Origin of the sequence: Mycolicibacterium thermoresistibile, assembly GCF_900187065.1 — a bacterium.
In the GTDB taxonomy this organism is placed as follows: domain Bacteria; phylum Actinomycetota; class Actinomycetes; order Mycobacteriales; family Mycobacteriaceae; genus Mycobacterium; species Mycobacterium thermoresistibile.
Map to the genome: position 1 here is coordinate 2,371,382 of NZ_LT906483.1, position 24,007 is coordinate 2,395,388.

At 69.6% G+C, this 24,007-nt stretch carries 26 protein-coding genes and 1 pseudogene; 14 read left to right on the top strand and 13 right to left on the bottom strand.

Annotated features, from left to right (window positions below):
* The first annotated feature begins 1 nt into the window (after position 1).
* Positions 2–958: a glycine betaine ABC transporter substrate-binding protein gene (locus CKW28_RS11010; RefSeq protein ID WP_003927435.1), complete on the top strand. Its 957-nt coding sequence runs from the start codon at positions 2–4 to the stop codon at positions 956–958.
* A 9-nt stretch (positions 959–967) separates the two neighbouring features.
* On the opposite strand, the gene CKW28_RS11015 is transcribed toward CKW28_RS11010, so the two are convergent.
* From CKW28_RS11015 to CKW28_RS11030, 4 genes are all read right to left on the bottom strand, one after another.
* Entirely contained in the window at positions 968–1,828 is an 861-nt protein-coding gene (locus tag CKW28_RS11015) for an LLM class F420-dependent oxidoreductase (RefSeq protein WP_003927436.1), read from the bottom strand.
* Positions 1,829–1,862: 34 nt separating this feature from the next.
* On the bottom strand, positions 1,863–3,554 hold the full coding sequence (locus CKW28_RS11020; RefSeq protein WP_003927437.1) for an acyl-CoA synthetase: 1,692 nt from the start codon (positions 3,552–3,554) through the stop codon (positions 1,863–1,865).
* A 79-nt stretch (positions 3,555–3,633) separates the two neighbouring features.
* Positions 3,634–4,080: a hypothetical protein gene (locus CKW28_RS11025; protein WP_003927438.1), complete on the bottom strand. Its 447-nt coding sequence runs from the start codon at positions 4,078–4,080 to the stop codon at positions 3,634–3,636.
* Positions 4,081–4,163: 83 nt separating this feature from the next.
* Positions 4,164–4,577, bottom strand: coding sequence for an Rv0313 family protein (locus tag CKW28_RS11030; protein WP_040548230.1), 414 nt, complete (start codon positions 4,575–4,577; stop codon positions 4,164–4,166).
* Between the two features lie 94 nt (positions 4,578–4,671).
* Here CKW28_RS11030 and CKW28_RS11035 point away from each other — a divergent pair, with 94 nt between their 5' ends.
* From CKW28_RS11035 to CKW28_RS11045, 3 genes are all read left to right on the top strand, one after another.
* The gene (locus tag CKW28_RS11035) at positions 4,672–5,478 is read left to right on the top strand and encodes a nuclear transport factor 2 family protein (protein WP_003927440.1); all 807 of its coding nucleotides are present in this window, start codon (positions 4,672–4,674) and stop codon (positions 5,476–5,478) included.
* A 29-nt stretch (positions 5,479–5,507) separates the two neighbouring features.
* Positions 5,508–5,687, top strand: coding sequence for a hypothetical protein (locus tag CKW28_RS11040; protein WP_040548145.1), 180 nt, complete (start codon positions 5,508–5,510; stop codon positions 5,685–5,687).
* Positions 5,688–5,796: 109 nt separating this feature from the next.
* Complete coding sequence (locus CKW28_RS11045; RefSeq protein WP_003927442.1) at positions 5,797–6,360, top strand: hypothetical protein; 564 nt, start codon at positions 5,797–5,799, stop codon at positions 6,358–6,360.
* A gap of 146 nt (positions 6,361–6,506) precedes the next feature.
* On the opposite strand, the gene CKW28_RS11050 is transcribed toward CKW28_RS11045, so the two are convergent.
* Together CKW28_RS11050 and CKW28_RS11055 are read right to left on the bottom strand one after the other, a co-directional pair.
* Positions 6,507–6,809, bottom strand: a complete 303-nt coding sequence (locus CKW28_RS11050; RefSeq protein ID WP_040548147.1) for a hypothetical protein — start codon at positions 6,807–6,809, stop codon at positions 6,507–6,509.
* 188 nt (positions 6,810–6,997) lie between these two features.
* Complete coding sequence (locus CKW28_RS11055) at positions 6,998–7,732, bottom strand: LmeA family phospholipid-binding protein (protein ID WP_003927444.1); 735 nt, start codon at positions 7,730–7,732, stop codon at positions 6,998–7,000.
* A gap of 91 nt (positions 7,733–7,823) precedes the next feature.
* Here CKW28_RS11055 and CKW28_RS11060 point away from each other — a divergent pair, with 91 nt between their 5' ends.
* From CKW28_RS11060 to CKW28_RS11070, 3 genes are read left to right on the top strand one after another with little or no spacing between them, the layout of a single operon-like run.
* Positions 7,824–9,152: an NAD(P)/FAD-dependent oxidoreductase gene (locus CKW28_RS11060; protein ID WP_040548150.1), complete on the top strand. Its 1,329-nt coding sequence runs from the start codon at positions 7,824–7,826 to the stop codon at positions 9,150–9,152.
* A 42-nt stretch (positions 9,153–9,194) separates the two neighbouring features.
* Positions 9,195–9,386: a hypothetical protein gene (locus CKW28_RS11065; protein ID WP_003927446.1), complete on the top strand. Its 192-nt coding sequence runs from the start codon at positions 9,195–9,197 to the stop codon at positions 9,384–9,386.
* Positions 9,387–9,438: 52 nt separating this feature from the next.
* On the top strand, positions 9,439–9,972 hold the full coding sequence (locus tag CKW28_RS11070; protein WP_003927447.1) for an NUDIX hydrolase: 534 nt from the start codon (positions 9,439–9,441) through the stop codon (positions 9,970–9,972).
* Positions 9,973–9,994: 22 nt separating this feature from the next.
* On the opposite strand, the pseudogene CKW28_RS11075 reads toward CKW28_RS11070, so the two are convergent.
* From CKW28_RS11075 to CKW28_RS11085, 3 genes and pseudogenes are all read right to left on the bottom strand, one after another.
* Positions 9,995–10,375: pseudogene (locus tag CKW28_RS11075) on the bottom strand (nuclear transport factor 2 family protein); the annotation flags it as partial.
* A gap of 18 nt (positions 10,376–10,393) precedes the next feature.
* Positions 10,394–11,500 carry a PDR/VanB family oxidoreductase gene (locus CKW28_RS11080; RefSeq protein WP_040548152.1) on the bottom strand — a complete coding sequence of 369 codons (1,107 nt, stop codon included), beginning with the start codon at positions 11,498–11,500 and terminating at the stop codon, positions 10,394–10,396.
* Positions 11,500–12,399 carry a metal-dependent hydrolase gene (locus CKW28_RS11085; RefSeq protein WP_003927449.1) on the bottom strand — a complete coding sequence of 300 codons (900 nt, stop codon included), beginning with the start codon at positions 12,397–12,399 and terminating at the stop codon, positions 11,500–11,502. The genes CKW28_RS11080 and CKW28_RS11085 overlap by 1 nt, the downstream gene beginning before the upstream one ends.
* A 112-nt stretch (positions 12,400–12,511) precedes the next feature.
* Between CKW28_RS11085 and CKW28_RS11090 the strand changes: the two genes are divergently transcribed.
* Both CKW28_RS11090 and CKW28_RS11095 read left to right on the top strand, forming a co-directional pair.
* Positions 12,512–13,372 (top strand): lysophospholipid acyltransferase family protein, encoded by an 861-nt coding sequence (locus CKW28_RS11090; RefSeq protein WP_003927450.1) that lies wholly within the window; start codon positions 12,512–12,514, stop codon positions 13,370–13,372.
* A 100-nt stretch (positions 13,373–13,472) separates the two neighbouring features.
* Entirely contained in the window at positions 13,473–13,907 is a 435-nt protein-coding gene (locus tag CKW28_RS11095; RefSeq protein ID WP_003927451.1) for an SRPBCC family protein, read from the top strand.
* Positions 13,908–13,965: 58 nt separating this feature from the next.
* Here CKW28_RS11095 and CKW28_RS11100 read toward each other — a convergent pair whose 3' ends face one another.
* Positions 13,966–14,376 (bottom strand): hypothetical protein, encoded by a 411-nt coding sequence (locus tag CKW28_RS11100; protein ID WP_040548233.1) that lies wholly within the window; start codon positions 14,374–14,376, stop codon positions 13,966–13,968.
* Positions 14,377–14,454: 78 nt separating this feature from the next.
* Positions 14,455–16,701 (bottom strand): 4-alpha-glucanotransferase, encoded by a 2,247-nt coding sequence (malQ, locus tag CKW28_RS11105; protein ID WP_003927453.1) that lies wholly within the window; start codon positions 16,699–16,701, stop codon positions 14,455–14,457.
* A gap of 119 nt (positions 16,702–16,820) precedes the next feature.
* Between malQ and CKW28_RS11110 the strand changes: the two genes are divergently transcribed.
* Positions 16,821–18,020 (top strand): MFS transporter, encoded by a 1,200-nt coding sequence (locus CKW28_RS11110; RefSeq protein ID WP_003927454.1) that lies wholly within the window; start codon positions 16,821–16,823, stop codon positions 18,018–18,020.
* Here the strand turns inward: CKW28_RS11110 and CKW28_RS11115 are convergent.
* Together CKW28_RS11115 and CKW28_RS11120 are read right to left on the bottom strand one after the other, a co-directional pair.
* Positions 17,989–18,312 carry a DMT family transporter gene (locus tag CKW28_RS11115; RefSeq protein WP_003927455.1) on the bottom strand — a complete coding sequence of 108 codons (324 nt, stop codon included), beginning with the start codon at positions 18,310–18,312 and terminating at the stop codon, positions 17,989–17,991. The genes CKW28_RS11110 and CKW28_RS11115 overlap by 32 nt on opposite strands.
* Positions 18,312–18,683: a DMT family transporter gene (locus CKW28_RS11120; RefSeq protein WP_003927456.1), complete on the bottom strand. Its 372-nt coding sequence runs from the start codon at positions 18,681–18,683 to the stop codon at positions 18,312–18,314. Before CKW28_RS11120 ends, CKW28_RS11115 begins: the two co-directional genes overlap by 1 nt.
* Before the next feature lie 123 nt (positions 18,684–18,806).
* On the opposite strand from CKW28_RS11120, the gene CKW28_RS11125 reads away from it, so the two are divergent.
* The 4 genes from CKW28_RS11125 (at position 18,807) to CKW28_RS11140 (ending at position 23,944) form a co-directional block, all read left to right on the top strand.
* A complete protein-coding gene (locus CKW28_RS11125) occupies positions 18,807–20,420 on the top strand; it encodes a carboxylesterase/lipase family protein (RefSeq protein ID WP_003927457.1) in 1,614 nt (537 codons plus the stop codon).
* Positions 20,421–20,530: 110 nt separating this feature from the next.
* Complete coding sequence (locus CKW28_RS11130) at positions 20,531–21,433, top strand: sterol desaturase family protein (RefSeq protein WP_050812085.1); 903 nt, start codon at positions 20,531–20,533, stop codon at positions 21,431–21,433.
* Positions 21,434–21,612: 179 nt separating this feature from the next.
* Positions 21,613–22,287 (top strand): Rv1815 family serine proteinase, encoded by a 675-nt coding sequence (locus tag CKW28_RS11135; protein WP_234784908.1) that lies wholly within the window; start codon positions 21,613–21,615, stop codon positions 22,285–22,287.
* A 205-nt stretch (positions 22,288–22,492) separates the two neighbouring features.
* Positions 22,493–23,944, top strand: coding sequence for an FAD-binding protein (locus CKW28_RS11140; RefSeq protein WP_003927460.1), 1,452 nt, complete (start codon positions 22,493–22,495; stop codon positions 23,942–23,944).
* Positions 23,945–24,007 lie beyond the last annotated feature (63 nt).

The following is a 24,007-nucleotide window of genomic DNA, read 5'->3' on the forward strand; positions in this document are numbered from 1 at the left end:
CATGGTCCGCGGCATCGCCCTGCTCTGCACCGTGCTGCTGGCGGCCGTGACGGCGGGTTGCGGACTGCAGTCGTCGAGTGGCGCCGTGCTGAAGGCGGATCCGGGCAGCATCGGCTACTACGAATCGCTCGACGGCGTCCCGATCACCGTCGCGGCGAAGGATTTCACCGAACAGCTGATCCTCGGCAACATGCTCGCCACGGTGCTGGCCACCGCCGGGGCCGAGGTCACCAACATGTCCAACACGCCCGGCAGCTTCGGGGTGCGCGAAGCGCTGCTGCAGGGCCGTGCCGACATCGCCCCGGAGTACACCGGCACCGGGTGGATCAACTATCTGGGCAACGACGAACCGATCAAGGACGAGGTCGAACAGTGGTCGGCGGTCAAACACGCCGATGCGGTCAACGGTCTGACCTGGCTCCCGCCCGCACCGCTGAACAACACCTACGCGTTCGCGATCCGCGAGTCGGAGGCCGAGCGGCTCGGCGTGACGAAGATGTCCGACCTGCACCGGCTGGACCGGCGGGATCTGACGTTCTGCGTGGAGAGCGAATTCGTCAACCGCAACGACGGTCTGGTCCCGATGCTGGCCGCCTACGACCTGAGCCGTGCCGCGCTGGACCGGGTCACCGTGCTGGACACCGGGGTGATCTACACCGCCACCGCCAACGGTGAGTGCAACTTCGGCGAGGTGTTCTCCACCGACGGCCGGATTCCCGCGCTGGGGCTGAGGGTCCTCGACGACGACCGGGAGTTCTTCCCGAAGTACAACATGACCGAGGTCGTCGACACCGGCCTACTCGAGGCGCACCCCGAGATCGCCGAGATCTTCGCCCAGTTGAACCCGTTGATCACCAACGAGGTGATGCTGGCGCTCAACGCCAAGGTGGACAACGACGGCGCCGACCCGGCCCTGGTGGCGCGGGACTGGCTGATCGAGCAGGGCCTGGTCCGCTGATGCGGACCACTACCGCAACGCGGCCGCCAGCCGGCGCCACTGTTCGCGGGGAAACGCCTGCTGATCGGCGCCCAGCACCTGGACGCAGACATGATCGGCGCCGGCCGACTGATGTTCGCGGACGCGGCCGAGCACCGTCTCCTCGTCCCCCCACGCGATGAGCGCGTCGAACAACCGGTCGCTCACCGTCTGGACGTCCTCGTCGGTGAACCCGCTGCGCAGCATGTTGTTCGCGTAATTCGGCATCGCCAGATAGCCGCGCAGCCAAGGGATTCCGATCGAACGCGCCTCGTCGCGGTCGGCGCTGAGGATGACGGTCTGTTCGGGCAGCAGCAGTGGCCCCTCGCCCAGGGTCTCGCGGGCCCGCGCGGTGTGCTCGGGTGTGGTCAGGTAGGGGTGCGCGCCGCGGCTGCGTTCGGCGGCCAGAGTCAGCATCTTGGGACCGAGCGCCGCCAGCACCCGGTTCTGCATCGGTACCGGGGTGGCGGCACTGTCCAGGCCGTCGAGGAAGGCGCTGGTCGCGGCGAGCGGCCTGCGGTACCGGCCGGGTTCGCGGGAGTTGATCAGCGGGGCGTGGCTGACCCCGATACCCAACAGGAACCGGTCGCCGTGGTCGGCGGTGAGCTGCGCATAGCCGGCCGCGACATCCGCCGGCTCGTGCATCCACAGATTCAGGATGCCGGTGGCGATCACCGTGCGCTTCGTCGCGCCCAACAGGTTCTGCACCGAATCCAGAACCGGCCCACCGACATCGGGAATCCACAGCGCCGGGAAGCCCAGTTCCTCCAGTTCGGCGGCGGCCTCGGCGGCCTCGGCCTGATCGCCGTAGCGCAGTTGCGAGCTCCAGATACCAACACCTTCGAGGTTCACGGCTGCGAGACTACCGGCCCCGCGTCCGCCGTGGTCATGCCCCGCTGGGCTGCAGATGTCCGGTCGCGACCCGTTTCGCCCACCGGTAGTCGGCCTTGCCCGCCGGCGAGCGCAGTATCTGCGCGGTGCGGATGAACGCCTTCGGCACCTTGTAGTCGGCGATGTGCTGCCGGCACACCGCCGCCAGCTCCTCGTCGGAGGCCGATGCGCCCTCGGCGAACTGCACCACCGCCACCACCTCCTGACCCCACCGTTCCGACGGCCGGCCCACCACCACGACGTCGTACACGGCGGGATGGGCGGCCACGGCCCGTTCGACCTCCTCGGCGAAGATCTTCTCGCCGCCGGAGTTGATGGTCACCGAATCCCGGCCCAACAACTCGATCTGCCCGTCCGGCAGATACCGGGCCCGGTCCCCGGGGACCGACCACCGCACCCCGTCGATGGTGGGGAAGGTGCGGGCGGTCTTGTCGGCGTCACCGAGATAGCCCAGCGGGATGAAGTCACGGCGGGCCAGCCAGCCCTCGCCCTCACCGGGTGTCAGCATCCGGCTCAGGTCGGGCGCGAGCACCGCGGTGTCCGGCTGGGGCTGGAATGTCGCGGTCGCGGTGGCGCCCCCGGAGCCGGTGTAACTGCTCATCTGGGCGCCGGATTCCGAGGCGCCGACCGCATCCATCACCAGCACGTGCGGCAGCGCCTTCAACAGGCGGTCCCGCACGGTCGGCGACAGCGGGGCGCCGCCGTTGGTGATCGTCACCAGGCCGGACAGATCGTGATTCCCGGTTTCGATCTCCTCGAGCAGCGGCCGGGCGACCGCGTCGCCGACCACGGGGATGCTCAGCACCCTCTCCCGGGCAGCGGCCCGCAGGGCGTCGGCCGGATGCAGCCGGTCCACCCGGTCCGGCAACACGATCTTGCCGGCCATGGTGACCGCGTTGAACGCGGCCCACTGCGCGGCGCCGTGCATGAACGGCGGGATCATCAACATGCCCATCGATCCGGCCGAGGCGCGGGCACGCTCGGCCAGTTCCTGGTAGGAGGTCATGGCGGTGTCACTGCCGAACGGGCGGCCGCCCATCGCCGAGATGAAGATGTCGTGCTGGCGCCACAGCACACCCTTGGGCATCCCGGTGGTTCCACCGGTGTAGAGGATGTAGAGATCCTCACCGGACGGTGTGGGCATCCCGCCGGCCGGTTCGGGGGTGCGCAGCACCTCCTCGTAGTCGACGGCGCCGGGCAGCAGTGCGTTGCCGGAATCGTCGGCGACCTGGATCAGCAGCTCCAGGTCCGGCAGCCGGTCGCGGATGGCGGCCACCTGCGGGGCGAACTCCGCGCTGTACACCAGCGCGCGGGCCCGGGCGTCGGTGAGCAGGTAGACGAGCTCCTCGTCGACGTAGCGGAAGTTGACGTTGAACGGCGCGACCCGCGCGCGGTAGCTGCCGATCATCGCTTCCAGGTACTGGTTGCCGTTGCGCAGGTACAGGCCGAGGTGGTCCTGCCCGGATTCGTGACCGGCCAGCGCGGCGCGTTCGGTGTGGCAGCCCAGACCCCGGCTGACCAGGTAGCGCGCGAAACCGTCGATCCGGGCGTCGGTTTCGCCGTAGCTCAGCCGCCTATCGCGCCAGACCAGGAACGGGTGCTCGGGCGCGGTCTGCGCCACGGTCCGGAACACCGTCGACAGATCGAACGTCGTCGCGTTGTGGACATCCTTGCCGGTGGGATCCATGGGTCTCCTGTCGTGCGGACCGAAGAAGGCCTGACCATACATCAACGCGCGAACTGTATGGCCGAAATCCGTCAGCGCATCACATCGGGAAGAATCCGTCGCCGGTGAATGAGCCGGGCTGCCAGCCGCGGGCGCCCAGGCACAACATCGGCCGACCGTCGGGAGACTGCGCCGCCGCCTGCGGACCCGGGCACGGCGCACCGATCTCCTGCACGCCGTGCAGCGGGTAGGAGGCCTGCCAGAACCCCGTGTACACCGGCGGCCACTGGTTCGGAATCCACTTGCACTGCAGCGGTTCGCCACCGGGCCCGCGGCCGAACACATGGCGCTCCCAGCTGTAACACGGGGCGGCGAGTCTGGCCTCGTAGTTCATGCCCGGGACATCGTTGGGATAGCGGCCCGGCTCATCGAAGTAAATGTTGTCGTTGTCCGCTCCGGCCGCAGGTGCCAGCGCCACCGCCGCGAGCGGCGCGGTCATCACCGCCGCCGCACCGACCGCCGCCGCAACCAGCAATTCCCGAATCATCTGTCACCCTCACAACATCTGGCCGACCCTGCGGCAAAGCCTAACGGGTGAGCGGCGGACTCAGAACGGTTTCGCGCGCCGGCTCACCGATCGTCGGCGGTGTCACCCGGCTCGTCGGGCGAGCCGCTCTGCTCACGGGGACTGGGGGCGTCCAGCACGCTGGCGGCGATGCCGTAGGGCAGAAACCGCACCTTGCGTGCCGGATCGGTGTTGTCCCTGTGCGCCCGCAGCGCGTCGAGTTCGGTGGGAAACACCTGCTCGATGTGGGCGCCGCCGTCCGCGTCGACGGTGTAGATCACCCAGACGCCGTCGCCGGTCTCGCCCGTGGTCTCCGGTTCGGTCCGGCCCCGGCCGCGGCGGGCGATGTCGTCGAAGAGGTTCGCCCAACCGGCCCGCTCACCGGCGGTGGTGAACAACCTGCTGATCCCGTCGAGCGCCTCCCGGGCGACCCGGTCGAAGTCGTCGGGGTCGAATCCGAACGGTCCGTTGTTGGCCATCGCGTCCTCCTTGTGGCGCTGCCGGGAACCCGAACACACGGGTTTACGTCCATTGTGCGCGTCGTGGCGGGAAACCCGGGATGATGGCGGTCGGATGACATTCACACGCACCGAAATGATCGCCGTGGTGGAGCGCTCACCGCACACCATCGAGGCCCGCGACCGGCATGGCTGGGTGGACCTGTTCACCCCCGACGCCCGGATCGAGGACCCGGTCGGCTCGCGTCCGCACATCGGGCGCGACCGGATCGAGAGGTTCTACGACACCTTCATCGGGCCCCGTCGGCTGCGCCTCCACCCCGAAACGGACCTCGTGGTCGGCACCACGGTGTTACGGGACCTGCGACTGGAGGTCACCATGGCGGCCGGCCTGCCCCTGGACATCCCCGCTTTCCTGCGCTACGACCTGGCCGCCGACGGCACCGAACTCAGGATCGCGGCGCTGCAGGCGTTCTGGGAACTGCCGACGATGATCGGCTCGTTCCTGCGCAGCGGGCCGCGGGCGGTGCCGGCCGGGCTTGGACTGTCCCGGGCTCTGCTCGTCAATCAGGGGTTGTCGGGGGCGGCCGGCTTCCTCGCGGGACTTCGCACGCTGGGTTCACACGGCCGGAAGGGGTTCGGCGGCTTCCTGGCCGACGCGGCGACCGGGGACGAGGTCGCGGTGCGTCGCCGCCTGGCCCGCGGCGCCCGCATCACCCTGGGCGATGACGAACCCATGACCGCGACCGCGTTGCTGACCCGGCTGGCCGGCACCCGGGCGAGCAAGGTGATCTGCGCCGGTGGTGCGGTGGTCGCCCGGATCGAGCGGGCTGGCCGGCGGGACATCGTGATCGCACACGCCGACCCGCGGCCGCTGACCATCAACCGGATCCGCTACTTCACCGAACAGCCACAGGGTTGAGGAGCCGGGGCCGCGGGTAATCCCGGCGTGTGAGCACGCCCAGCGATGACCGCAGCGAATCAGATGTGGCCGGGGATCCGGCGGTGGCGTCCTCGCGCGCCGGAAAATCAGATGACGACGACGGCAGCTACGTCGGACAGACCTCCTCGGACGACCCGATCGACGCCGAGGAGACCGGCGCCGAGGCGCGCAGCGCCGACGGTGAGTAGGCCCCGGCGGCGGACTCATTCCGTTTCCGCGCAGACACCACCGCCGCGGGCTGACGACGTCTGCCCGGCGGTCGTGAGAACGCAGAGACGTCGTGAGAACGTATAGACGATGAACGGCCACCAGTACATGACCTACGAGGAGTTCGGGCGCAGATTCTTCGAGGTCGCGGTCACCGAGAAACGTGTCGGCGACGCCATCGCGGAGATCGCCGGCGAGGCTTTCGAGCTGGGTCCGATCGCACAGGGACCCGGCAGGATCGCCAAGGTCAGCGCCAAGGTCCGCATCCAGACCCCGCAGGTCGGGCGCCAGGTCGGGGACACCATCACGTTCGCGATCCGGATCCCGCTGGAGATCGACATGGTCGTCGACCTGCGGATCGACAAACCCAAGTTCATGGTGCACGGCGAGATCGCGTTGCGCGCCACCGCCCTGGCGGCCGAACCGCTGCTGCTGATCCTGGACGTGGAGAAACCCCGGCCGTCCGACATCAGCATCCACGTGACGTCCAAGACCCTGCGCGCCGAACTGGTGCGCATCCTGGGCGGAGTCGACGCCGAAATCAAACGGTTCATCGCCGCCCATGTCGCGGGCGAAATCGACAGCCCACAGGCCCGACAGGCCAAGATCATCCCGGTCGCCGACATGATCGACGAGGCCTGGACGGGAATCTGACCCACCCGGTGTCCGGCCTCTGATCCGACCTCGCCGAGGCCTTTTCGCGACCGGGCGGTTCGGCCCCGGATACGCGAAAGGGGCACCCGTCATCGGATGCCCCTTCACGGTCGATCAGCCCGGGATCGCCCGACATGATCGGGCGGTCACTTGACGTCGACATACACCGTCCGGTTGACAACGGTCTTCACCGGGTGGTCCGCGCCGGCGACCCCGTAGTCGAACCGTTCATACGTGGTGCCCGGGCGGACCGCGATCACCTGTGCTTCCGACAGCGGTCCGGAACCGAATCGGTTCACGATCACGTTGTAGCCCTGGGACTGCAGATCCGTGATGACGTCCTGTGCGTTACCCGACTGATTCGGTGCGGCCTGCACTGGGGCGGCCAGGCCGATCAACCCGGCGGCCAACCCGCTGGCGACCAATGCGGCAAAGCCTGTTTTCTTCATCTGAAGCGCCCACTTTCTTCTCGTTCGTCCGCCGATGTCCGGGTGAACAAATCCGATTCACCCGTCGTATCGGCCGCACCGGAATGATCCGGTCACCCATGAGAACCAGCAGGTCAGCGGTTTAATTCCGATGGCAGGAATTGGTTGACGATTGGCAGAATCCCGTCGCTGTCCAGCGGTCGGGCGGGTCACAACGGCGGGATCGACGTCACCGGCAGCCGCCACTGCCCGACGTCGCCCGACAGGTGCAGCCGGCCCGGGGCGAACTCGATGCCGGTGACGCGGAGACCGTGCGGAAGCTCCGGCAGCGGGAACCGATAGCCGGGCGTCCATGCGGGGAACCGCAGCCGTCGCCGGCCCCGCACCACCGCGCGCGGGTGCAGCCACAGTGCCGAGTGGTCGGCCGGATGGTCGGTGGCGGTTCCCGATGTCGAACGCTCCAGACGGGCGTCGATCTCCAGCCGGCCCCAGTGCGGGCGCCGCGCCAACCAGATGCGGGCGACCCCGTCGTCGTCGATGTCGCCGGACAGCCGGGGCGCCTTCGACGCCAGCCACACCGGCACCACATCCGCCGGGATGTCCGCGGTGAGATGCACCGGCCCGGCGACCAGTTCGGGACGTACGGACGGTTTCAGATGCACGTCGTGCAGCACCGCGGTCAGCCGGTCGATGCGGTTGTCGGCCCACTCGATGTCGCAGGCCCCCAGTTCGACCCGGCCGAGCCGGCCGACGGACAGGCGCAGGATATCCATCCTCGGGTCGAAGTCGGTGATCGTCAGGCTGACGTCGGCGCCGTCGATGTTGACCGTCAACCGGCGGCCCTTCACCAGCCAGGCCACCGGTGTCGCCGCGGCCGTCGACCACACCGCGGACAGCACATCGAGGGGATGCGGCGGCCGCAACCGCCGCAGCGGTCCCGTCATCTCGTCACGCCCGTCTCTCCTGGGAACCCCGATCCGTCAAGCATGCCAATGCCGCCCCGCTCGCACAGTACGGGTCCGTACAGTGGGGACGATGACCTCCGTGGTGATCGTCGGCAGTGGATTCGCCGGTTTCGAGTGTGCCCGGCACCTCAGTGACAAGCTGCGCAGACAGCAGGCGCCGGTCGACATCACCATGATCTCCCCGGTCGACTACATGCTCTACACACCGCTGCTGCCGGACGTCGCCGGCGGCGTCGTCGACGCCCGCTTCGTCACCGTTCCGCTGGCCAACACGCTGCGCGGGGTGCGCACCGCCCGGGGATGGGTCGACTCGGTCGACTTCGACGCCCGGACGGTGTCGTTCACCGATCCGGAGGACCGCACCCACACCGTGGCCTGGGACCGGCTGGTGCTCACCCCCGGATCGGTCACCCGCCTGTTCGACATCCCCGGTCTCGCCGAACACGCCCGCGGGCTGAAATCCACCGCCGAGGCGCTGTATCTGCGGGACCACTTCCTGCAACAACTGCAGCTGTCGTGCATCGACGACGATCCGGACGAGATCGCCGCGCGACGCACCGTCGTGGTGGTCGGCGCGTCCTACTCCGGGACCGAACTCGTCGCGCAACTTCGCGCACTGGCCGACACGGCCGCCGAACAGATGGGCTTCGACCCCGCCGAGGTGCGGTTCGTCCTGCTGGATCTGGCCGAACAGGTGATGCCCGAGGTGGGGGAGAAACTCGGCACCGCCGCCATGCAGGTGCTCCGGCATCGCGGGATCGACGTGCGGCTCGGCCTGACGTTGAGCGAGGTGCACGCCGATCACGTTGTGCTCAGCGATGGTTCGCGGGTGGGCACCCGCACCGTGGCCTGGCTGACCGGTGTGACCGCCGCACCGCTCATCGAGACATTGGGGCTGCCCACCACGAAAGGGCGCCTGGAGGTCGACGCCGAACTGCGGGTCCCGGACCGTCCCGACGTGTTCGCCGCGGGCGACGCCGCCGCGGTGCCGGATCTGGCCCAGCCCGACCCCGAGCGGATCACCCCGCCGACGGCCCAGCACGCCACCCGGCAGGGCAAGGTGCTGGCCAACAACGTCGCGGCCAGTCTCGGATACGGCCGGATGAAGCAGTACCGGCACCGCAACATGGGCCTGGTGGTGGATCTCGGCCCGCGTTACGCGGTCGCCAACCCGCTCAACGTGCACCTGTCGGGCTTTCCGGCCAAGGCGGTGGCCCGCGGATACCACCTCTACGCGATCCCGCGGTTCGTCAACCGCTGGGCGGTGGCGCTGGCGTACCTGACCGACGCGTTGTTCGACCGGTCGGTGGTGTCGATCGGGCTGTCGTCCAAGGAGGACGCCAGCTTCGCGGTGAGTCAGCGCATCCCACCCCCGAAACAGCCCACCCCGGGAGACTGAGATACCCCGGTTGAGATCGCGCCGAACGGGAATGCTGCCGCCATGGCTACCTATCGCGTTCTGAATCCGCAGGGCGATGTCGTCGACACCAAGGACATCGAGAGCGCCGACGACGCGCACGCCTGGTTCGTCGACCAGAAAGCCGAACCGGAGCTGGGCTGGCGGATGGAGGTCAAGGCCGACGACGGCCACTGGGCCTTCTTCGACAGCAGCGAAGGGGACCGCACGTACTGACCACCCGGCCCGGCATGTCACCGGTGTGCACATCACGTGCTGAAATGGCACCGTGCCGAAACGCAGCGCCGGGCTCCTGGTGTACCGCATCGTCGACGGTGTGGTGGAGGTGCTGATCTGTCATCCGGGCGGCCCGTACTGGGCGTCGAAGGATGCCGGGGTGTGGTCGATTCCCAAGGGGGAGTACGAGCCCGACGAGGATCCCTGGGCGGTGGCGCGTCGCGAGTTCATCGAGGAGGTCGGCAAACAGCCGCCGTCCGGGCCGGCCGTGCGGTTCGACCCGGTGCGGCAACCCAGCGGCAAGATCGTCACCGCGTTCGCGGTGCGCGGCGATGTCGATCTCGAGGGCGCGGTCAGCAACACCTTTGAGATGGAATGGCCGAAGGGGTCCGGGCAGATCAGAGAGTTCCCCGAGATCGACCGGGTCGGTTGGTTCCCGGTGGCGGTGGCGCGGGAGAAGCTGGTGAAGGGCCAGCGTCCGCTGCTCGACCGGTTGATGGAGCTGCCGGAGCTGGCCGGTTGTGCCGAGGATCAAGCGACGGATGGCCCCGCAGCCGACGGACCGGCCGGGTCTCGATCGCATTGATGGTCAGGGCCCGGCCGTGGATCCGCCAGCCCCGTGGGGTGCGCAGGTACTCGTCGTCATAACGCAGATGCCAGACCACGTCGGTGGGCTGCCCGCCGGCATCGCTCCAGTGATGTGCGATGCAGGTGATCCGTCCCAGCGCATGATCCGCATCGGCGCCGGGCGCGTACACCTCACCGACGATCGCATGCTCGGTGCGGGCCACCCCCGCCAACCCCGCCAGCGCCGAGCGGACCCCGTCGTGCCCGTGCCACCGCCGCACCGGCTCCAACGCGCGAGGCGGATCCGGTAACCGGAATTCGGCTGTGGACGTGAACAATTCGACCACATCGTCGAATCTCCGGTCATCGACCGCCGCGGCGTAGAGGTGGACCAGGTCCGTCAGGGCCAACCGGTCGGCCATCTCGAGGGTCACGGCGGGTCACAAATCCAGGGTCAGCCGCTCACCGGCCGGGGCGCGCGACACGCAGGTCAACATCAGACCGGCGGCGCGTTCCGGTTCGGTGAGCAGCCGGTCGCGGTGCTCCACGGTGCCGTCGAGCACCCGGGTGCGGCAGGTGCCGCAGAATCCCTGCTGACACGAGTACGGCGCCTGCACACCGGCCCGGCCCAGCGCCGCCAGCAGGGTCTCGTCCGCGCCGACGGGCACCTCGGCACCGGTCGAGGCGATCCGCACCGAGAACGGCCGGCCGTCGACGACCGGCGGGGCGGCGAACCGTTCGAAGTGCAGTTCGACGTTGCGCCGCCCGGCCAGTTCGGCGCGGATCGCGGTCAGCATCGCGGGCGGCCCGCACGCGTAGACGGCGGTACCGTCCGGGCATGCCCCGAGCAGTTCGGCGGCGGTGGGCAGACCGGCCACGTCGTCGGTGCGCACCCGCACCCGGTCGCCGTAGCGGGTCAGCTCCTCGAGAAACGGCAGACTGTCGCGGCTGCGGCCGGCGTAGATCATCGACCACGGCACGCCGAACGCCTGCGCCTCGGCGAGCATCGGCAGGATCGGGGTGATACCGATCCCGCCGGCGATGAACCGCAGCCGCCGGGCCGGCGAACCGTAACCGGGAACCGACAGCGGGAACGCGTTCCGCGGGCCGTGCGTGGTCACGCGGGCACCGAGGTGCAGGGCGTCGTGCACTTCGACGGAGCCACCGCCGCCGTCCGGGATCCGTCGCACCGCGATGCGGTATCGGTCGCGGACCGCCGGATCGCCGCACAGCGAATACTGCCGCACCCGCCCGCTGGGCAGAGTGACGTCGATGTGGGCGCCGGGACGCCACGGTGGCAGCTGCCCGCCGTCGGCCGCCACCAGGGTCAGCGCGATGACGTCCTGATCGTGGGCCACCACCCGGCGGTCCCGCACGGTCAACGTGATCGGCTCGGCATCGACCGCGGGCAGGCGCGGGGTCCGCAGCACCTCCGAGACCTTCCACAGGCTCGAGATCGTCGCATCGGCCACCCCGAGCAGCAGGTCGTGGCGGATCCGGCCGGACGAGCTCGGTGGGGTGGCGCGCAACCTCGCCAGCATGCGCATCACAACCGGGCGCTACGGGCTGCCGGGGAACTCGCCAGATACGCGACCGCCTGGGCCGTCGAGCCCATCTGCTCGGGGGTGAACCCCGGCCGGAAGTAATCCAGCGTGTTGGTGAAGAACAGGGTGCGCCACTTGGGCAGCAGGCCCAGGCCGGAGTCCCGGCACCGTTGCCGTTGCGTCTGCCACCAGCTCAGCTCGACCGACGGGTCGGTCTTGACCAGATACCACATCCCGCGTTCGAAGAACGCCCACATCAGCGGCATCGCGATGCACATCGCCCGGATGCGGTCGACGTAGCTGTCGCGGAAGTACACCGCGACATCGTGGGCCACATTGCGGTGCTCGACTTCCTCGGCGCCGTGCCACCGGTACAGATCGACCATGGTCGGGTGGGCGCCGTGGTCGTCCCACCGGCAGTTCAGCGCGAAATCGCCCAACACCGCGGTGTAGTGCTCCAGCGCCGCGATCAGCCACAACCGTTCACACAGATTGTTGAACCGCCGCTTGGGATCGGACGACGTGCTGGGGGTCAGCACCTTGGTGAACATGTACTCGATCTGGGCGAGGATCGGTTCGGGGTTCACCCCGTGCTCCACCATGAAGTCGTACATGACCTGCTCATGCACGTCAGCGTGGGTGGCCTCCTGCCCGATGAAGCCGCGCATGTCGTCGGCGAGTTTCGGGTCCTTGACGTAGGGCAGCGCCTCGTTGAAGGTCGCGACGAACCACCGTTCGGCGTCGGGCAACACGACGTTGAGCAGGCTGATCAGGTTCGACGCCACCGGGTGGCCGGGGATCCAGTGCAGTGGGATGCCCGACACGTCGAAATGCACCTGACGGGCCTGGATCTGCACGGGTCCCGGATCGACTTCGGTGGCGAACCGACGGGGTCGCAACATTGCAGGCTCCCTTCGAGGAACTCCGCCTCCGAAGTCTAGGCGATTACCAGGTACCGCGGGTTCCGGGTAGCCGGACGTTTCGGCACACCCGGCGCCGTCAATAAGGGAGGACATGGCGGGCGGTTCCGGACGGCGATGGGGCGATCTGCTGCAGTGGGCCCGGCAGCAGGTGGCCGACCGGGTGCCCAGGGCGGACCTGGATCAACGGGATCCGGATTACATCCGCGAGCAACTGCCCGGCACCTGGCTGCTGGCATCGCTGTACTTCCGCGCCGACGTCCGCGGTCTGGACCGGATTCCGCCCACCGGCCCGGTGCTGCTGGTCGGCAACCACAGCGGCGGCAACGTGCCACCGGACACGTTCGTGTTCACACTGGCGTTCTGCTCCTATTTCGGGGTGGAGCGGCCGTTCTACCAGTTGGCCCACAACCTGGTCGTGTCCGCGCCGCCGCTGGGGTGGCTGCGCAAGTTCGGCACGGTGGCCGCCAATCACGAGAACGCCCGGATGGCACTGGAATCGGGGGCGGCGCTGCTGGTCTACCCGGGCGGGGACTATGAGGTGTTCCGCCCGTCCTGGCAGCGGCACCGGGTCGACTTCGGCGGGCGGATGGGCTACGTGCGGTTGGCGCGGGACACCGGGGTGCCGATCGTGCCGGTGGCCAGCGTCGGCGGGCAGGAGACGGCACTGTTCCTCGACCGCGGCCAGTGGCTGGCCAAGGCGCTGATGCTGGACAAACTGTTGCGGCTCAAGAGCGTTCCGATCTCGTTGGCGCTCCCGTGGGGTCTGAACATCAGCGATCTGGCCGGGCACATACCGCTGCCCGCCAAGATCGCCATCGAGGTGCAGAAGCCGTTCGGCCTGGACGAGATCGCCGACGGCACCGACGAGGTGCTGCACGCCAGGGTGACCGAGCGGTTGCAGGCAGGGGTGGACCGGCTGGCGGCGGAACGACGGTTCCCGGTGATCGGCTGATGAGCGCTCGCGCGAAGAAGAAACCAGCACCGATGAGCGCTCGCGCGAAGAAGAAACCAGCACCGATGAGCGCTCGCGCGAAGAAGAAAAGAGTCCACTGATGCGGGTCGAACGGCGGTGCATCGTCGACGCGGACCGCGACGCCGTGTGGCGGGTGGTCAGCGATCCGGACCGCTATCCGCAGTTCATGACCAGTCTCGAGCGCTGGGAGGTGCAGTCCGAGGGCCCGGTGCGGGTGGGTTCCCGCTACACCGTGCACTGGAAGATCGGATCGGTGCCGATCGGCGGAGTGGTCGAGGTGGTGGAGTTCGACCCCGGCCGCGACCTGGCCTGGCTCGGGCTCACCGGTGTCACGTTGCGCGGCCGGTTCCGGTTACGCGACGCGGGCGACCACCGCACCAGGGTGGTGTTCCGGATGGCCTATGAGGCCCCGGGCGGGATTCTGGGGCTCATCGCCGACCGCGTCGCGGCCCGGCAGGTCGGCCGCAACATGAGCAGCACGCTGCGGACACTCAAGGAGCTGGTCGAACGCTGACACCCGCGCCCCGAGAAGATCGGACCCAGAAGGATCAGACCCGAAGATCACCCGGTGATCAGGCCGGCGGTGGGGGCGGGGCGACACCGGCTCCCGGAGCGCCCGGCACCGGCACCACCGGGGTCGCGGTCACCGTGGTCACACCGTTGCTGCCCACGGTCGGTCCGCCGATGTCCTGCAGATTCTCCTGGGACCCCTTGGTGCAGTCCAGCATCAGCAGCATCCGTCCGCTGGAGCTGATCTTCTGGCTGTCGACCAGGCACTGCGCCTGCGGCACACCGTGACCGAATGATCCGCCGAAGCTGGCCTTGACGCCCTGGCTCTTGAGGATCGCCACCGCTTTGGCGTACGGCTCACCCACGACGTTCAGCGAACCCAGATCGGGCTGGGACGCGGCCACCGCGGAGCCGAGCAGCGCGGCGACACCGGCTCCGGCCAACCCGGTCGTCAGCACGGCGAGCTTCTTCACGTGATCTCCGTCCTCGTCGGTCGGTGCGAACATATCGCAGAGGTCCCGGTTGGGAAACCGCTGACAACGGTCCCGGTGTTACACGCCACCGGTCACGCCGGGCCCGGGCCGAGACTGCACTCCGGATTGCACCCGCGATTGCGCACCGGCGCGCATCGCCTCGGCGAGTGCCGCCGCCCGCGGGTCGGTGAACACCTCCTCGAGCAGCATCCGCCGGCCGTCGGGCCCGCTGAGCGGCACCCGCCAGTTCGGATACTCATCTGAGGTCCCCGGCTGGTTCTGGATCCGGCGATCACCCACCGCGTCGGCCAGCCCGAGCGCCAGCAGCTTCGACGGGGTGCGACCCAGATAGCGGTGCAGCGCCAGCACGATGTCGTCCACGGCGTCGTCATCCACAGCGTCGTCGTCCACGGCGTCCGGGTCGGCCGGGTCCACCCCCGCATCGAGCAGGCCGACCCGCCGCAGTTCGGCCAGCCAGGCCTGCTGTTTGGCCCGATCGTCGGCCCACTCCTCGGCCGCGGGGCGGGTCAGCAGCCCGAGCTCGGCGCGCAACCGCACATGCGCGCCGGCGAGGTAACCCGGCGTCGGCGGAAGATCGTGCGTCGTCACCGCCGACAGGCAGTACTCGCGCCAACGCTCGGCCGGCAGCGGGCCGGCAGGCGCGGCGGGATCGGCGGAATCCCGGTCCAGTTCGAACCACAGGATCGAGGTGCCCAGCAGACCCCGTTCCCGGAGATGGTCACGCACCCACGGCTCCACCGTGCCGAGGTCCTCGCCGACCACCACCGCGCCGACGCGGGCCGCCTCCAACGCGACGATGCCGACCATCGTCTCGTGGTCGTAGTGCACGTACGTGCCGTCGGTCGGCGGCGCGCCGGCCGGAATCCACCACAACCGGAACAGTCCGATGATGTGGTCGATGCGCACCCCGCCGGCGTGGCGCAGCACCGCCGCGACCATCGCGCGGAACGGTTCGTACCCGCACTCGGTCAACCGATCCGGTCGCCACGGCGGCTGCGACCAGTCCTGGCCGAGCTGGTTGAACTCATCCGAGGGCGCCCCGGCCGTCACCCCGGGCGCCAGCACATCCTGCAACGCCCAGGCGTCGGCGCCGCCGGCGTCCACCCCGACCGCGAGATCGTGCATGATGCCCAACTCCATGCCGATCCGCCGGGCCGCCGACTGGGCGGCGGCGAGTTGATCATCGAGCTGCCACTGCAGCCACCGGTGGAAGTCCACCTCGTCGGCGTGTCGGACGGCGAAATCCGCCACCGCCGGCGATCGCGGATGCCGCAACTCCTCGGGCCACCGGCGCCAGTCGGGCCCGTGCCGTTCGGCCAGCGCGCACCACACCGCGAAGTCGTCCAGCCGCGGGCCCGCCCGATGCCGGAAGGCGGTGTACGCCATGTCCCGGCCTGCCGACCGCGGTACCCGGTAGACCGCCTGCAGCGCAGCACGTTTGGCTTGCCAGGCGGCGTCGCGGTCGATCAGTTGGGACCGGGAGGCATGCGCCTGGACGGTGAGCCGCTTCTTGCGGAGCCGCGCCCGACCCCGCACATAAGCGAATTCGGGGATCGCCTCCGGCCGCAGATACAGCGGATTGACGAATTGCCGGGAGGTCGGGAGATACGGTGAGGGCTCCATCGGCGTCACCGGAGCCGCCGCATGCAGCGGGTTGACCAGGAGGAAGTCCGCTCCGTGCCGGCTGCCCGACCACACCGCCAGATCCGTGAGATCGGTCAGATCGCCGGTGCCCCACGAGCGTTCGGATATCACGCTGTACAACTGCGTGGCCGGCCCCCAGGCCCTGCCGGATTCCAGCCGGTGCGGCAGCGCCACGGCGCCCGGTGACACGATCAGCGTCGTGTCGGCCGCCGTGTCGGTGCTGCGCATGTGCAGCCGGTGGTAGCCGAGCGGCAACCCCGCCGGCAGTTCGAAGCCGGCCTCGCCGATCGGTTCTCCGTCGAGATCGTATGGGGGAGTGTTGTTCTCCAACTGACGCAAGTCGGTGCGCACGGTACCGTCGGCCAGTTCGATCCACACCCGCACCGGACTGCCGTGCGGGACATGCACCCAGAACGATCCGCTGCGGTCGGACCGCACATGCACCGTGGGCGGTAGCGAGCGACTCCAGTACCGCCGGTCGTGGGCGGCCAGGGACGCGCGGCGTTGCTCCTCGGTGGCCGCCGGCACCCCGAGCGCGGCCAGCACCGCCACCAGCGTGGCCGCCGGAACCGGGGTCGGCCGGTCCCGCCAATCCACATACTCGGTCGCCACACCGTGCCGGTGGGCGAGTTCGGCCAGCGAGGCAGCCACATCGGTCATAGGGTCATCCTGCCGGGGGTCGGGTCGGCCCGCCCGGCGGCGCCGGCCGGTGAAGGGGTCCACATCGGGGTCGGGATTCCCGATCGCCGCTCCGTTGAACCACCGGTAGGGTCGGCGCCATGGCGTCCGGCCGGGTCGAATCCCGCACCAGACAACACCAACGGGCCCGGCGCGCCGTCGCCGTCCTGTTCCTCACCAACGGTGCGCTGTTCGCCAACCTGCTGCCGCGCTACCCGGAGATCAAGACCGACCTCGCGTTGTCCAACACCGGTTACGGGGTCACCATCGCGGCGTTCTCCGCCGGTGCGTTGACCGCGGGGCTGACGGCGGCGATGTTGATCCGGCGGTTCCGGTCGGCCCGGGTCGCGGTGGTCGGCACTCTGGTGCTCGCGGCGGCCGTGCTGGCGGCCGGGCTGGCCGGTACGGCGCCGGTGCTGGGTGCGGCGCTGTTCGTGGCCGGGGCGGCCGACGCGGTGACCGACGTCGCGCAGAATGCGCACGGGCTGCGGGTGCAACGCGCCTACGGACGCTCGATCATCAACTCGTTCCACGCGGTGTGGTCGGTCGGAGCCCTGTTCGGCGGCCTGATGGGCGGGACCGCGGTCGCGCTGAACATCCCGCGCAGCGTCCATCTGGCCGTCGCCGCAGTGCTGTTCAGCGTGGTCGTGCTCGTCGGGTACCGGTTCCTGCTGCCCGGCGAGGATCACGACGACCGAGCCCACGGTGTCCGCAACCCCGGTCCCCGGTCCGGGTTGCGGGTCTACGCGATCCTGGCCGCGCTGGTGGGCATCGCGGTCGCGGGGGCGGTCATCGAGGATGCCGGCAGCACCTGGGCGATCCTGTACCTGCGGGACAACCTGACCGCGCCGCCCGCGGTGGCGGTGTCCGGATATCTGGCGCTGGCCGGTGGCATGCTGATCGGCCGGATGACCGGAGACCGGTTGGTGGACCGCTTCGGCGAACGCGCGGTGGTGCGCACCGGAGCGCTGCTCATCGCCGCCGGCATGGGCGGTGCGCTCGCGGTTCCGACGGTGCCGGGCACCATCGGCGGATTCGCCGCCGCCGGGCTGGGGGTGGCCACCCTCATCCCGGCCGCGATGCACGGCGCCGATCAGCTGCCCGGCATCCGGGCAGGCACCGGGCTGATGGCCGTCACCTGGTTGATGCGGGTCGGTTTCCTCGCCTCACCGCCGGTCGTCGGCGCGATCGCCGACGCCACCTCGTTGCGCGTCGGCCTGCTGGGGGTGCCGCTGGCCGGACTGGTGGCCGCCGTCCTGGCGGGGGTGCTCAGTGGACGCCGCCGAACACCTCGATGGTGAGCACGCCGGCGACGATCAACGCGATACCCAGCAACGTCGTCCGGGTCAGCGGCTCGGCGAACAGCCACCGCGCGATCAATGCGATCAACGCAACCCCGCAGGCCGTCCAGATCCCGTAGGCGACTCCCACCGGCATGCCCAGCGCCAGAGTCCACCACAGCAGCGCGAACGACGCGGTGTAACCGGCCACCACCGGTACGATCCAGATCTTGCGCCGAAACCCCTCGGACGCCCGCAGCGACAGCGTCGCCGCTACCTCCATCAGAATGGCCCCGGCCAGCACCCACCACATCACGCCGCCCCCACCGTCGGCGCCCCGGTCGTGGAGTCGGAACCCGAGATCCGGGCTCGGGAACCGAGTTCGACCAGCAGCACCCCGGCGATGATCAGCCCGATGCCGGCGACGATCGGCCAGGTGAACGGGTCGTCGAAGATCGCGGTCGCCAGCACCGCGGTGCCCGCGGTGCCGACGGCGCCCCAGATGCCGTAGGCCACCCCGACCGGCACACCCAGCCGCAACACCAACGTCAACAACGCGAACGCACCGGCATAACCCAGCACCACCGCCGCCAGCCAACCGCCGTGATCATGGGACGCCCGCAGCGACAACGTCCCGGTCACCTCCAGGGCGATCGCACCGCCCAACAGGGTCCACTTCCGCACCGCACCAACGTATCCGACGTCACACCACAATGGTGGATGCGGTGGCGGCCACCCGCCGCGCGGCCGCCGTCACCCAGCGCATCACCCGGGATGCGCACCGTGCGCGCAGTAGCCTGGAAACCGATGCCGTCCACGACACCGCCCGACGACCGGACGCCCGATGACGCCCCCACCCGGCCGGCGCCCGCCCACAGCGCCGTCGGATCGCCGGTGGTCGACACCGTCCACGGCCCGGTCCGCGGCCGCGACGACGGGGTGGTCAAGGTGTGGCGGGGAATCCGCTACGCCGCCGCACCGGTCGGCGGGTTGCGGTGGCGCGCCCCAGAACCGCCGCAACCCTGGCGCGAACCGATGGACGCCATCCGGGTGGGGCCGGCCTGTCCGCAACCGGCCGACCCCCGCATCCCGCTGGACCTCGGCGCCGCGATCGGGGAGGACTGCCTGAACCTCAACGTGTGGGCGTCCTCGGACACCGAACCGGGGGACCGCAAACCGGTGCTGGTGTGGGTGCACGGCGGCGCCTACGTCATCGGCGCCGCGAGTCAGCCCCTCTACCACGGCCGGGAGCTGGTCCGGCGCGGCGACGTCGTGCTGGTCACCCTCAACTACCGGCTCGGCGCATTCGGTTTCCTGGAACTCACCGCGCTGAGCAGCGGCCGGCGCCGCTTCGACACCAACGTCGGCCTGCGCGATGTGCTGTTCGCGCTGGCCTGGGTGCGTGACAACATCGCCGCGTTCGGGGGCGACCCGGATCGCGTCACGCTGTTCGGCGAGTCCGCCGGCGGTGGGATCGTGACCACGCTGCTGGGCAGTCCGGCCGCGGCCGGACTGTTCCACCGTGCGATCGCCCAGAGCTCCCCGGCCACGTCCTGCTACGGAACCGAGCGCGCGATCGACGTGGCCGAACAGTTCCTCGGCCACCTCGGTCTGTCCCCCCGCGACGTCGACCGGTTGCCCGACGTCCCGGTGGCCGCGATCGTCGAGGTGTCCAAGCACGTGTTCGACGACGTCCCGGCCCGCCGGCCGGGAACCCTGGCGTTCGCCCCGATCGTCGACGGCGACATCGTGCCGGACTATCCGGTGGCGCTGGCCCGGGCGGGACGGACGCTGCCGGTGCCGCTGGTCATCGGCACCAACAAGGATGAGGCGTCGCTGTTCAGGTGGATGAAATCGCCGTTGCTGCCGATCACCCCGGACGCCATCAAGAAGATGTTCGCCGACATCGCCGCCGAACAACCCGGGCTGCGGCTGCCCACCGAAACCCAGATCAGCGCCGCCTACCGGCGGCAGCGGGGCAAACGCCTCGGCGTCGGGGTGGCCAGCGACATCGGGTTCCGGATGCCGTCGGTGTGGTTCGCCGAAGGCCACACCGCGGTGGCCCCCACCTACCTGTACCGGTTCGACTGGTCGACGCCGACGCTTCGGCTATTACGTCTCGGCGCCGCGCACGCGACCGAACTGCCGTACGTGTTCGGTAACCTCGACACACCGAAGGATCCGACGTTCACCCTGGGCGGTCGCCGCACCGGCCGTCAGGTGTCCCAACGGATCCGCACCCGCTGGATCAACTTCGCCGTCCACGGGCGACCCGACGGTCCGCCCGGGGAGCCGCGCTGGCACGCCTACGACCGCGCCGAACGCCCGTGTCTGCTCATCGACCGGCGTGACCGGGTCGTCCGCGACGTCGACGAGCCGATCCGGCTGACCTGGGGCAGCGAGGTACTCAGCTTCCGCTGAGCAGGTGGTACGTTCGGGTACCAAAGCCCGTTCGGGCGGGCTAGACTCGCCTCGGAGGTTGTGCCGTGGATCAGGTCGTCGTGCCTTTCCTGGATGTGCTGCCCGCACCGATGCGCGATCCGGTGCTGTTCGCCATTCCGTTCTTCCTGCTGCTGTTGGCCCTGGAGTGGACAGCGGCACGCCGGCTCGCCCACGTCGAGGCCGGCGAGGGATGGGAGGAGGGTGATCGGCGTCCGCCGCCGGGCGCGTTCCACACCCCCGACGCACGCGCCAGCATCTCGATGGGGCTGGTGTCGATCGCCACGATGGGGGCGTGGAAGTTTTTGGCGCTGCTCGGATACGTGGCCATCTACGCGTATCTGGCCCCGTGGCACCTGCCCGCCGACCGGTGGTACACGTGGGTGATCGCGCTGGTCGGGGTGGATCTGCTGTTCTACGTCTATCACCGGATGGCGCACCGGGTGCAGGTGGTGTGGGCCACCCACCAGGCGCACCACTCCAGCGAGTACTTCAACCTCGCGACCGCGCTGCGGCAGAAGTGGAACAACAGCGGTGAAGTGCTGCTGTGGATTCCGCTGCCGCTGCTGGGTGTGCCGCCGTGGCTGGTCTTCTTCAGCTTCTCGATCAGCCTGATCTACCAGTTCTGGATCCACACCGAACGGATCGGCAAGCTGCCGGCGCCGATCGAGTTCGTGTTCAACACCCCGTCGCACCACCGGGTGCACCACGGGATGGACCCGGAGTACCTGGACAAGAACTACGGCGGCATCCTCATCATCTGGGACCGGCTGTTCGGCACCTTCTGCGAGGAGAAGTTCCGCCCTCGCTACGGGTTGACCAAACCGGTCGACACCTACAACATCTGGCGCCTGCAGACTCACGAGTACCTGGCCATCGCCCGGGATGTGGCGAAAGCCCGCAACTGGCGCGAGCGGTTGGGCTACATCTTCGGTCCACCCGGATGGCAGCCCGCCCCGGCGGGCGCACCCACGCCCGCTCCGGCCCGCGACTGAACCCGTCCGCGACCGGCTGCCCGACCGCGTCGCGGTTTGTCCGCCCACCCACCGGGGTAGTGGGAGTAACGAAACGGTCAAGGGGTCCGAAATACCGGTCGTCCACTCACTGGTGTTCCCGGGGCGCGTGTCACGTGACGCCCGGCGCGGATTAGGAGGCCACGGTGCGGTCACGTCGGATGCGTCTTCTCGGGATGGTCCTCGCACCGCTGGCCGCGCTCACCCTCGCCTCGGCGCCCGCCCACAGCAGCCCGGGTGTGGTGGTGCATCCCGGCATGGAGATCCACCAGGACACCAACTCCTGCACCCTGGGCTTCATCGACGCGGTGCGCCGGATCGCCTACACCGCGGGGCACTGCCGCGGCAGCGGCACGGTGACCGACCGCGCCGGCCGGTTCATCGGCACCCAACTGATGTTCCGCGACAACACCCCGAACGGCTCCACCGTCGCCACCGATCACCAGATCGCCGACTGGCAGACCATTCAGCTCGCCGGTGACGTCGTGATGAACAACGTGCTGCCCACCGGGCGGGTGCTGGTCGAGGATCCGACCGTGGTGCCCCAGCCCGGTCAGCCGGTCTGCCACTTCGGCGTCGTCACCGGGGAGAGCTGCGGCAGGATCGCGGCGGTCAACAACGGCTGGTTCACCATGGGCGACGGCGTCGTCAGCCAGAAGGGCGACTCGGGCGGCCCGGTCTACACCGTCAACGAGGCCGGTCAGGCGGTGATCATCGGCATGTTCAACAGCACCTGGGGTCAGTTCCCGGCCGCGGTGTCCTGGCAGTCGACCACCGCGCAGATCAACGACGAGATCATCAAGGCGACCGCCGGGACCCCGGCCGCGGCGGCCTGAGCCGAACCTACTGCCGCGGCGGCCTGAGCCGAACCTACTGCCGCGGCGGCCTGAGCCGAACCTACGGCCGCGGCGGCCTGAGCCGGACCCCGGCCGAGATGAATTAGAACACGTTCTAGCCATCGTCGGGCGGCGGGGATATCCTCATGGCGACATTTTCGGACAGTTGTCCAGTTCGTTGGACGCGCGTCGAACAGGAGCCGCTGTGAGCACTGAGATTCCGCACACCGTCAACGCCGCGGACGTGACGGAGTGGTCGGACGAGTTCGATGTCGTGGTCGTCGGTTTCGGCATCGCCGGCGGCTGCGCCGCGGTCAGTGCGGCCGAAGCCGGGGCCAGGGTCCTGGTGCTCGAACGCGCCGCGGTGGCCGGCGGCACCACCGCGATGGCGGGCGGCCACTTCTACCTCGGCGGGGGCACCCCGGTGCAGCAGGCCACCGGTCATCCGGACACCCCCGACGAGATGTACAAGTACCTCGTCGCGGTGTCCCGGGAACCCGAACACGACAAGATCCGCGCCTACTGTGACGGCAGTGTCGAGCACTTCACCTGGCTGGAGAATCTCGGCTTCGAATTCGAACGCAGCTTCTACCCGGAGAAGGCCGTCATCAACCCGGGCACCGAAGGGCTGATGTACACCGGCAACGAAGAGGTGTGGCCGTTCAACGAACTGGCCGTCCCGGCGCCGCGCGGGCACAAGGTGCCGGTGCCCGGCGACACCGAGGGCGCCAAGATGGTCATCGACCTGCTGGTGAAACGGGCCGGCGACCTCGGCGTGCAGATCCGCTACGAGACCGGCGCCACCAACCTCGTCGTCGACGGCGACCGGGTGGTGGGGGTGGCCTGGAAACGGTTCTCCGACACCGGCCACATCAGGGCCGGCGCGGTGATCATCGCGGCCGGCGGCTTCGTCATGAACCCCGAGATGGTCGCCACCTACACCCCCGAGCTGGCCGAGAAGCCGTTCGTCCTGGGCAACACCTACGACGACGGGCTCGGCATCCGGTTGGGCCAATCCGTCGGCGGCGCCACCAAACACATGGACCAGTCGTTCATCACCGCGGCGATCTACCCGCCGGCCACCCTGCTGACCGGGATCGTCGTCAACAAGCTGGGCCGGCGGTTCGTCGCCGAGGACTCCTACCACGCCCGCACCTCGGGCTTCGTGATGGACCAGCCGGACCGGGTGGCGTACCTGATCGTCGACGAGGCTCACATGGAGCCGCCGCGCTATCCGCTCACCCCGCTGATCGACGGCTGGGAGACCGTCGAGGAGATGGAGGCCGCACTCGGTATCCCGGAGGGCAACCTGGTGGCGACGCTGAACCGGTACAACGAGTTCGCCGCCAAGGGTGAGGACCCCGACTTCCACAAATCGCCGAAATACCTTGCCCCGCAGGACAAGGGCCCGTGGGGAGCGTTCGACCTCTCACTCGGCAAGGCGATGTACGCCGGGTTCACCATGGGCGGGCTGTCCACCACGATCGACGGGCAGGTTCGGCGCGCGGACGACAGCGTGATCGACGGGCTGTACGCCGCGGGCGCGTGCGCGTCGAACATCGCCCAGGACTGCAAGGGCTACTCCACCGGTACCCAGCTCGGCGAGGGGTCGTTCTTCGGCCGGCGCGCGGGCGCCCACGCCGCCCGCCGCCGCTGACCGCCCCGCCCGCCGAAACCGGCCGGCCCGCTCACGGGGCCGGACTCACGGGGCCGGACTCAC

Excerpts from the sequence above, each read along its gene's own strand:
- CKW28_RS11010 (WP_003927435.1), top strand. The coding sequence starts at position 2 with ATGGTCCGCGGCATCGCCCTGCTCTGCACCGTGCTGCTGGCGGCCGTG.
- CKW28_RS11020 (WP_003927437.1), bottom strand. The coding sequence starts at position 3,554 with ATGGATCCCACCGGCAAGGATGTCCACAACGCGACGACGTTCGATCTG.
- CKW28_RS11025 (WP_003927438.1), bottom strand. The coding sequence starts at position 4,080 with ATGATTCGGGAATTGCTGGTTGCGGCGGCGGTCGGTGCGGCGGCGGTG.
- CKW28_RS11030 (WP_040548230.1), bottom strand. The coding sequence starts at position 4,577 with ATGGCCAACAACGGACCGTTCGGATTCGACCCCGACGACTTCGACCGG.
- CKW28_RS11035 (WP_003927440.1), top strand. The coding sequence starts at position 4,672 with ATGACATTCACACGCACCGAAATGATCGCCGTGGTGGAGCGCTCACCG.
- CKW28_RS11045 (WP_003927442.1), top strand. The coding sequence starts at position 5,797 with ATGAACGGCCACCAGTACATGACCTACGAGGAGTTCGGGCGCAGATTC.
- CKW28_RS11050 (WP_040548147.1), bottom strand. The coding sequence starts at position 6,809 with ATGAAGAAAACAGGCTTTGCCGCATTGGTCGCCAGCGGGTTGGCCGCC.
- CKW28_RS11055 (WP_003927444.1), bottom strand. The coding sequence starts at position 7,732 with ATGACGGGACCGCTGCGGCGGTTGCGGCCGCCGCATCCCCTCGATGTG.
- CKW28_RS11060 (WP_040548150.1), top strand. The coding sequence starts at position 7,824 with ATGACCTCCGTGGTGATCGTCGGCAGTGGATTCGCCGGTTTCGAGTGT.
- CKW28_RS11065 (WP_003927446.1), top strand. The coding sequence starts at position 9,195 with ATGGCTACCTATCGCGTTCTGAATCCGCAGGGCGATGTCGTCGACACC.
- CKW28_RS11080 (WP_040548152.1), bottom strand. The coding sequence starts at position 11,500 with ATGCGCATGCTGGCGAGGTTGCGCGCCACCCCACCGAGCTCGTCCGGC.
- CKW28_RS11085 (WP_003927449.1), bottom strand. The coding sequence starts at position 12,399 with ATGTTGCGACCCCGTCGGTTCGCCACCGAAGTCGATCCGGGACCCGTG.
- CKW28_RS11090 (WP_003927450.1), top strand. The coding sequence starts at position 12,512 with ATGGCGGGCGGTTCCGGACGGCGATGGGGCGATCTGCTGCAGTGGGCC.
- CKW28_RS11095 (WP_003927451.1), top strand. The coding sequence starts at position 13,473 with ATGCGGGTCGAACGGCGGTGCATCGTCGACGCGGACCGCGACGCCGTG.
- malQ (WP_003927453.1), bottom strand. The coding sequence starts at position 16,701 with ATGACCGATGTGGCTGCCTCGCTGGCCGAACTCGCCCACCGGCACGGT.
- CKW28_RS11110 (WP_003927454.1), top strand. The coding sequence starts at position 16,821 with ATGGCGTCCGGCCGGGTCGAATCCCGCACCAGACAACACCAACGGGCC.
- CKW28_RS11115 (WP_003927455.1), bottom strand. The coding sequence starts at position 18,312 with ATGTGGTGGGTGCTGGCCGGGGCCATTCTGATGGAGGTAGCGGCGACG.
- CKW28_RS11125 (WP_003927457.1), top strand. The coding sequence starts at position 18,807 with ATGCCGTCCACGACACCGCCCGACGACCGGACGCCCGATGACGCCCCC.
- CKW28_RS11130 (WP_050812085.1), top strand. The coding sequence starts at position 20,531 with ATGCGCGATCCGGTGCTGTTCGCCATTCCGTTCTTCCTGCTGCTGTTG.
- CKW28_RS11135 (WP_234784908.1), top strand. The coding sequence starts at position 21,613 with ATGCGTCTTCTCGGGATGGTCCTCGCACCGCTGGCCGCGCTCACCCTC.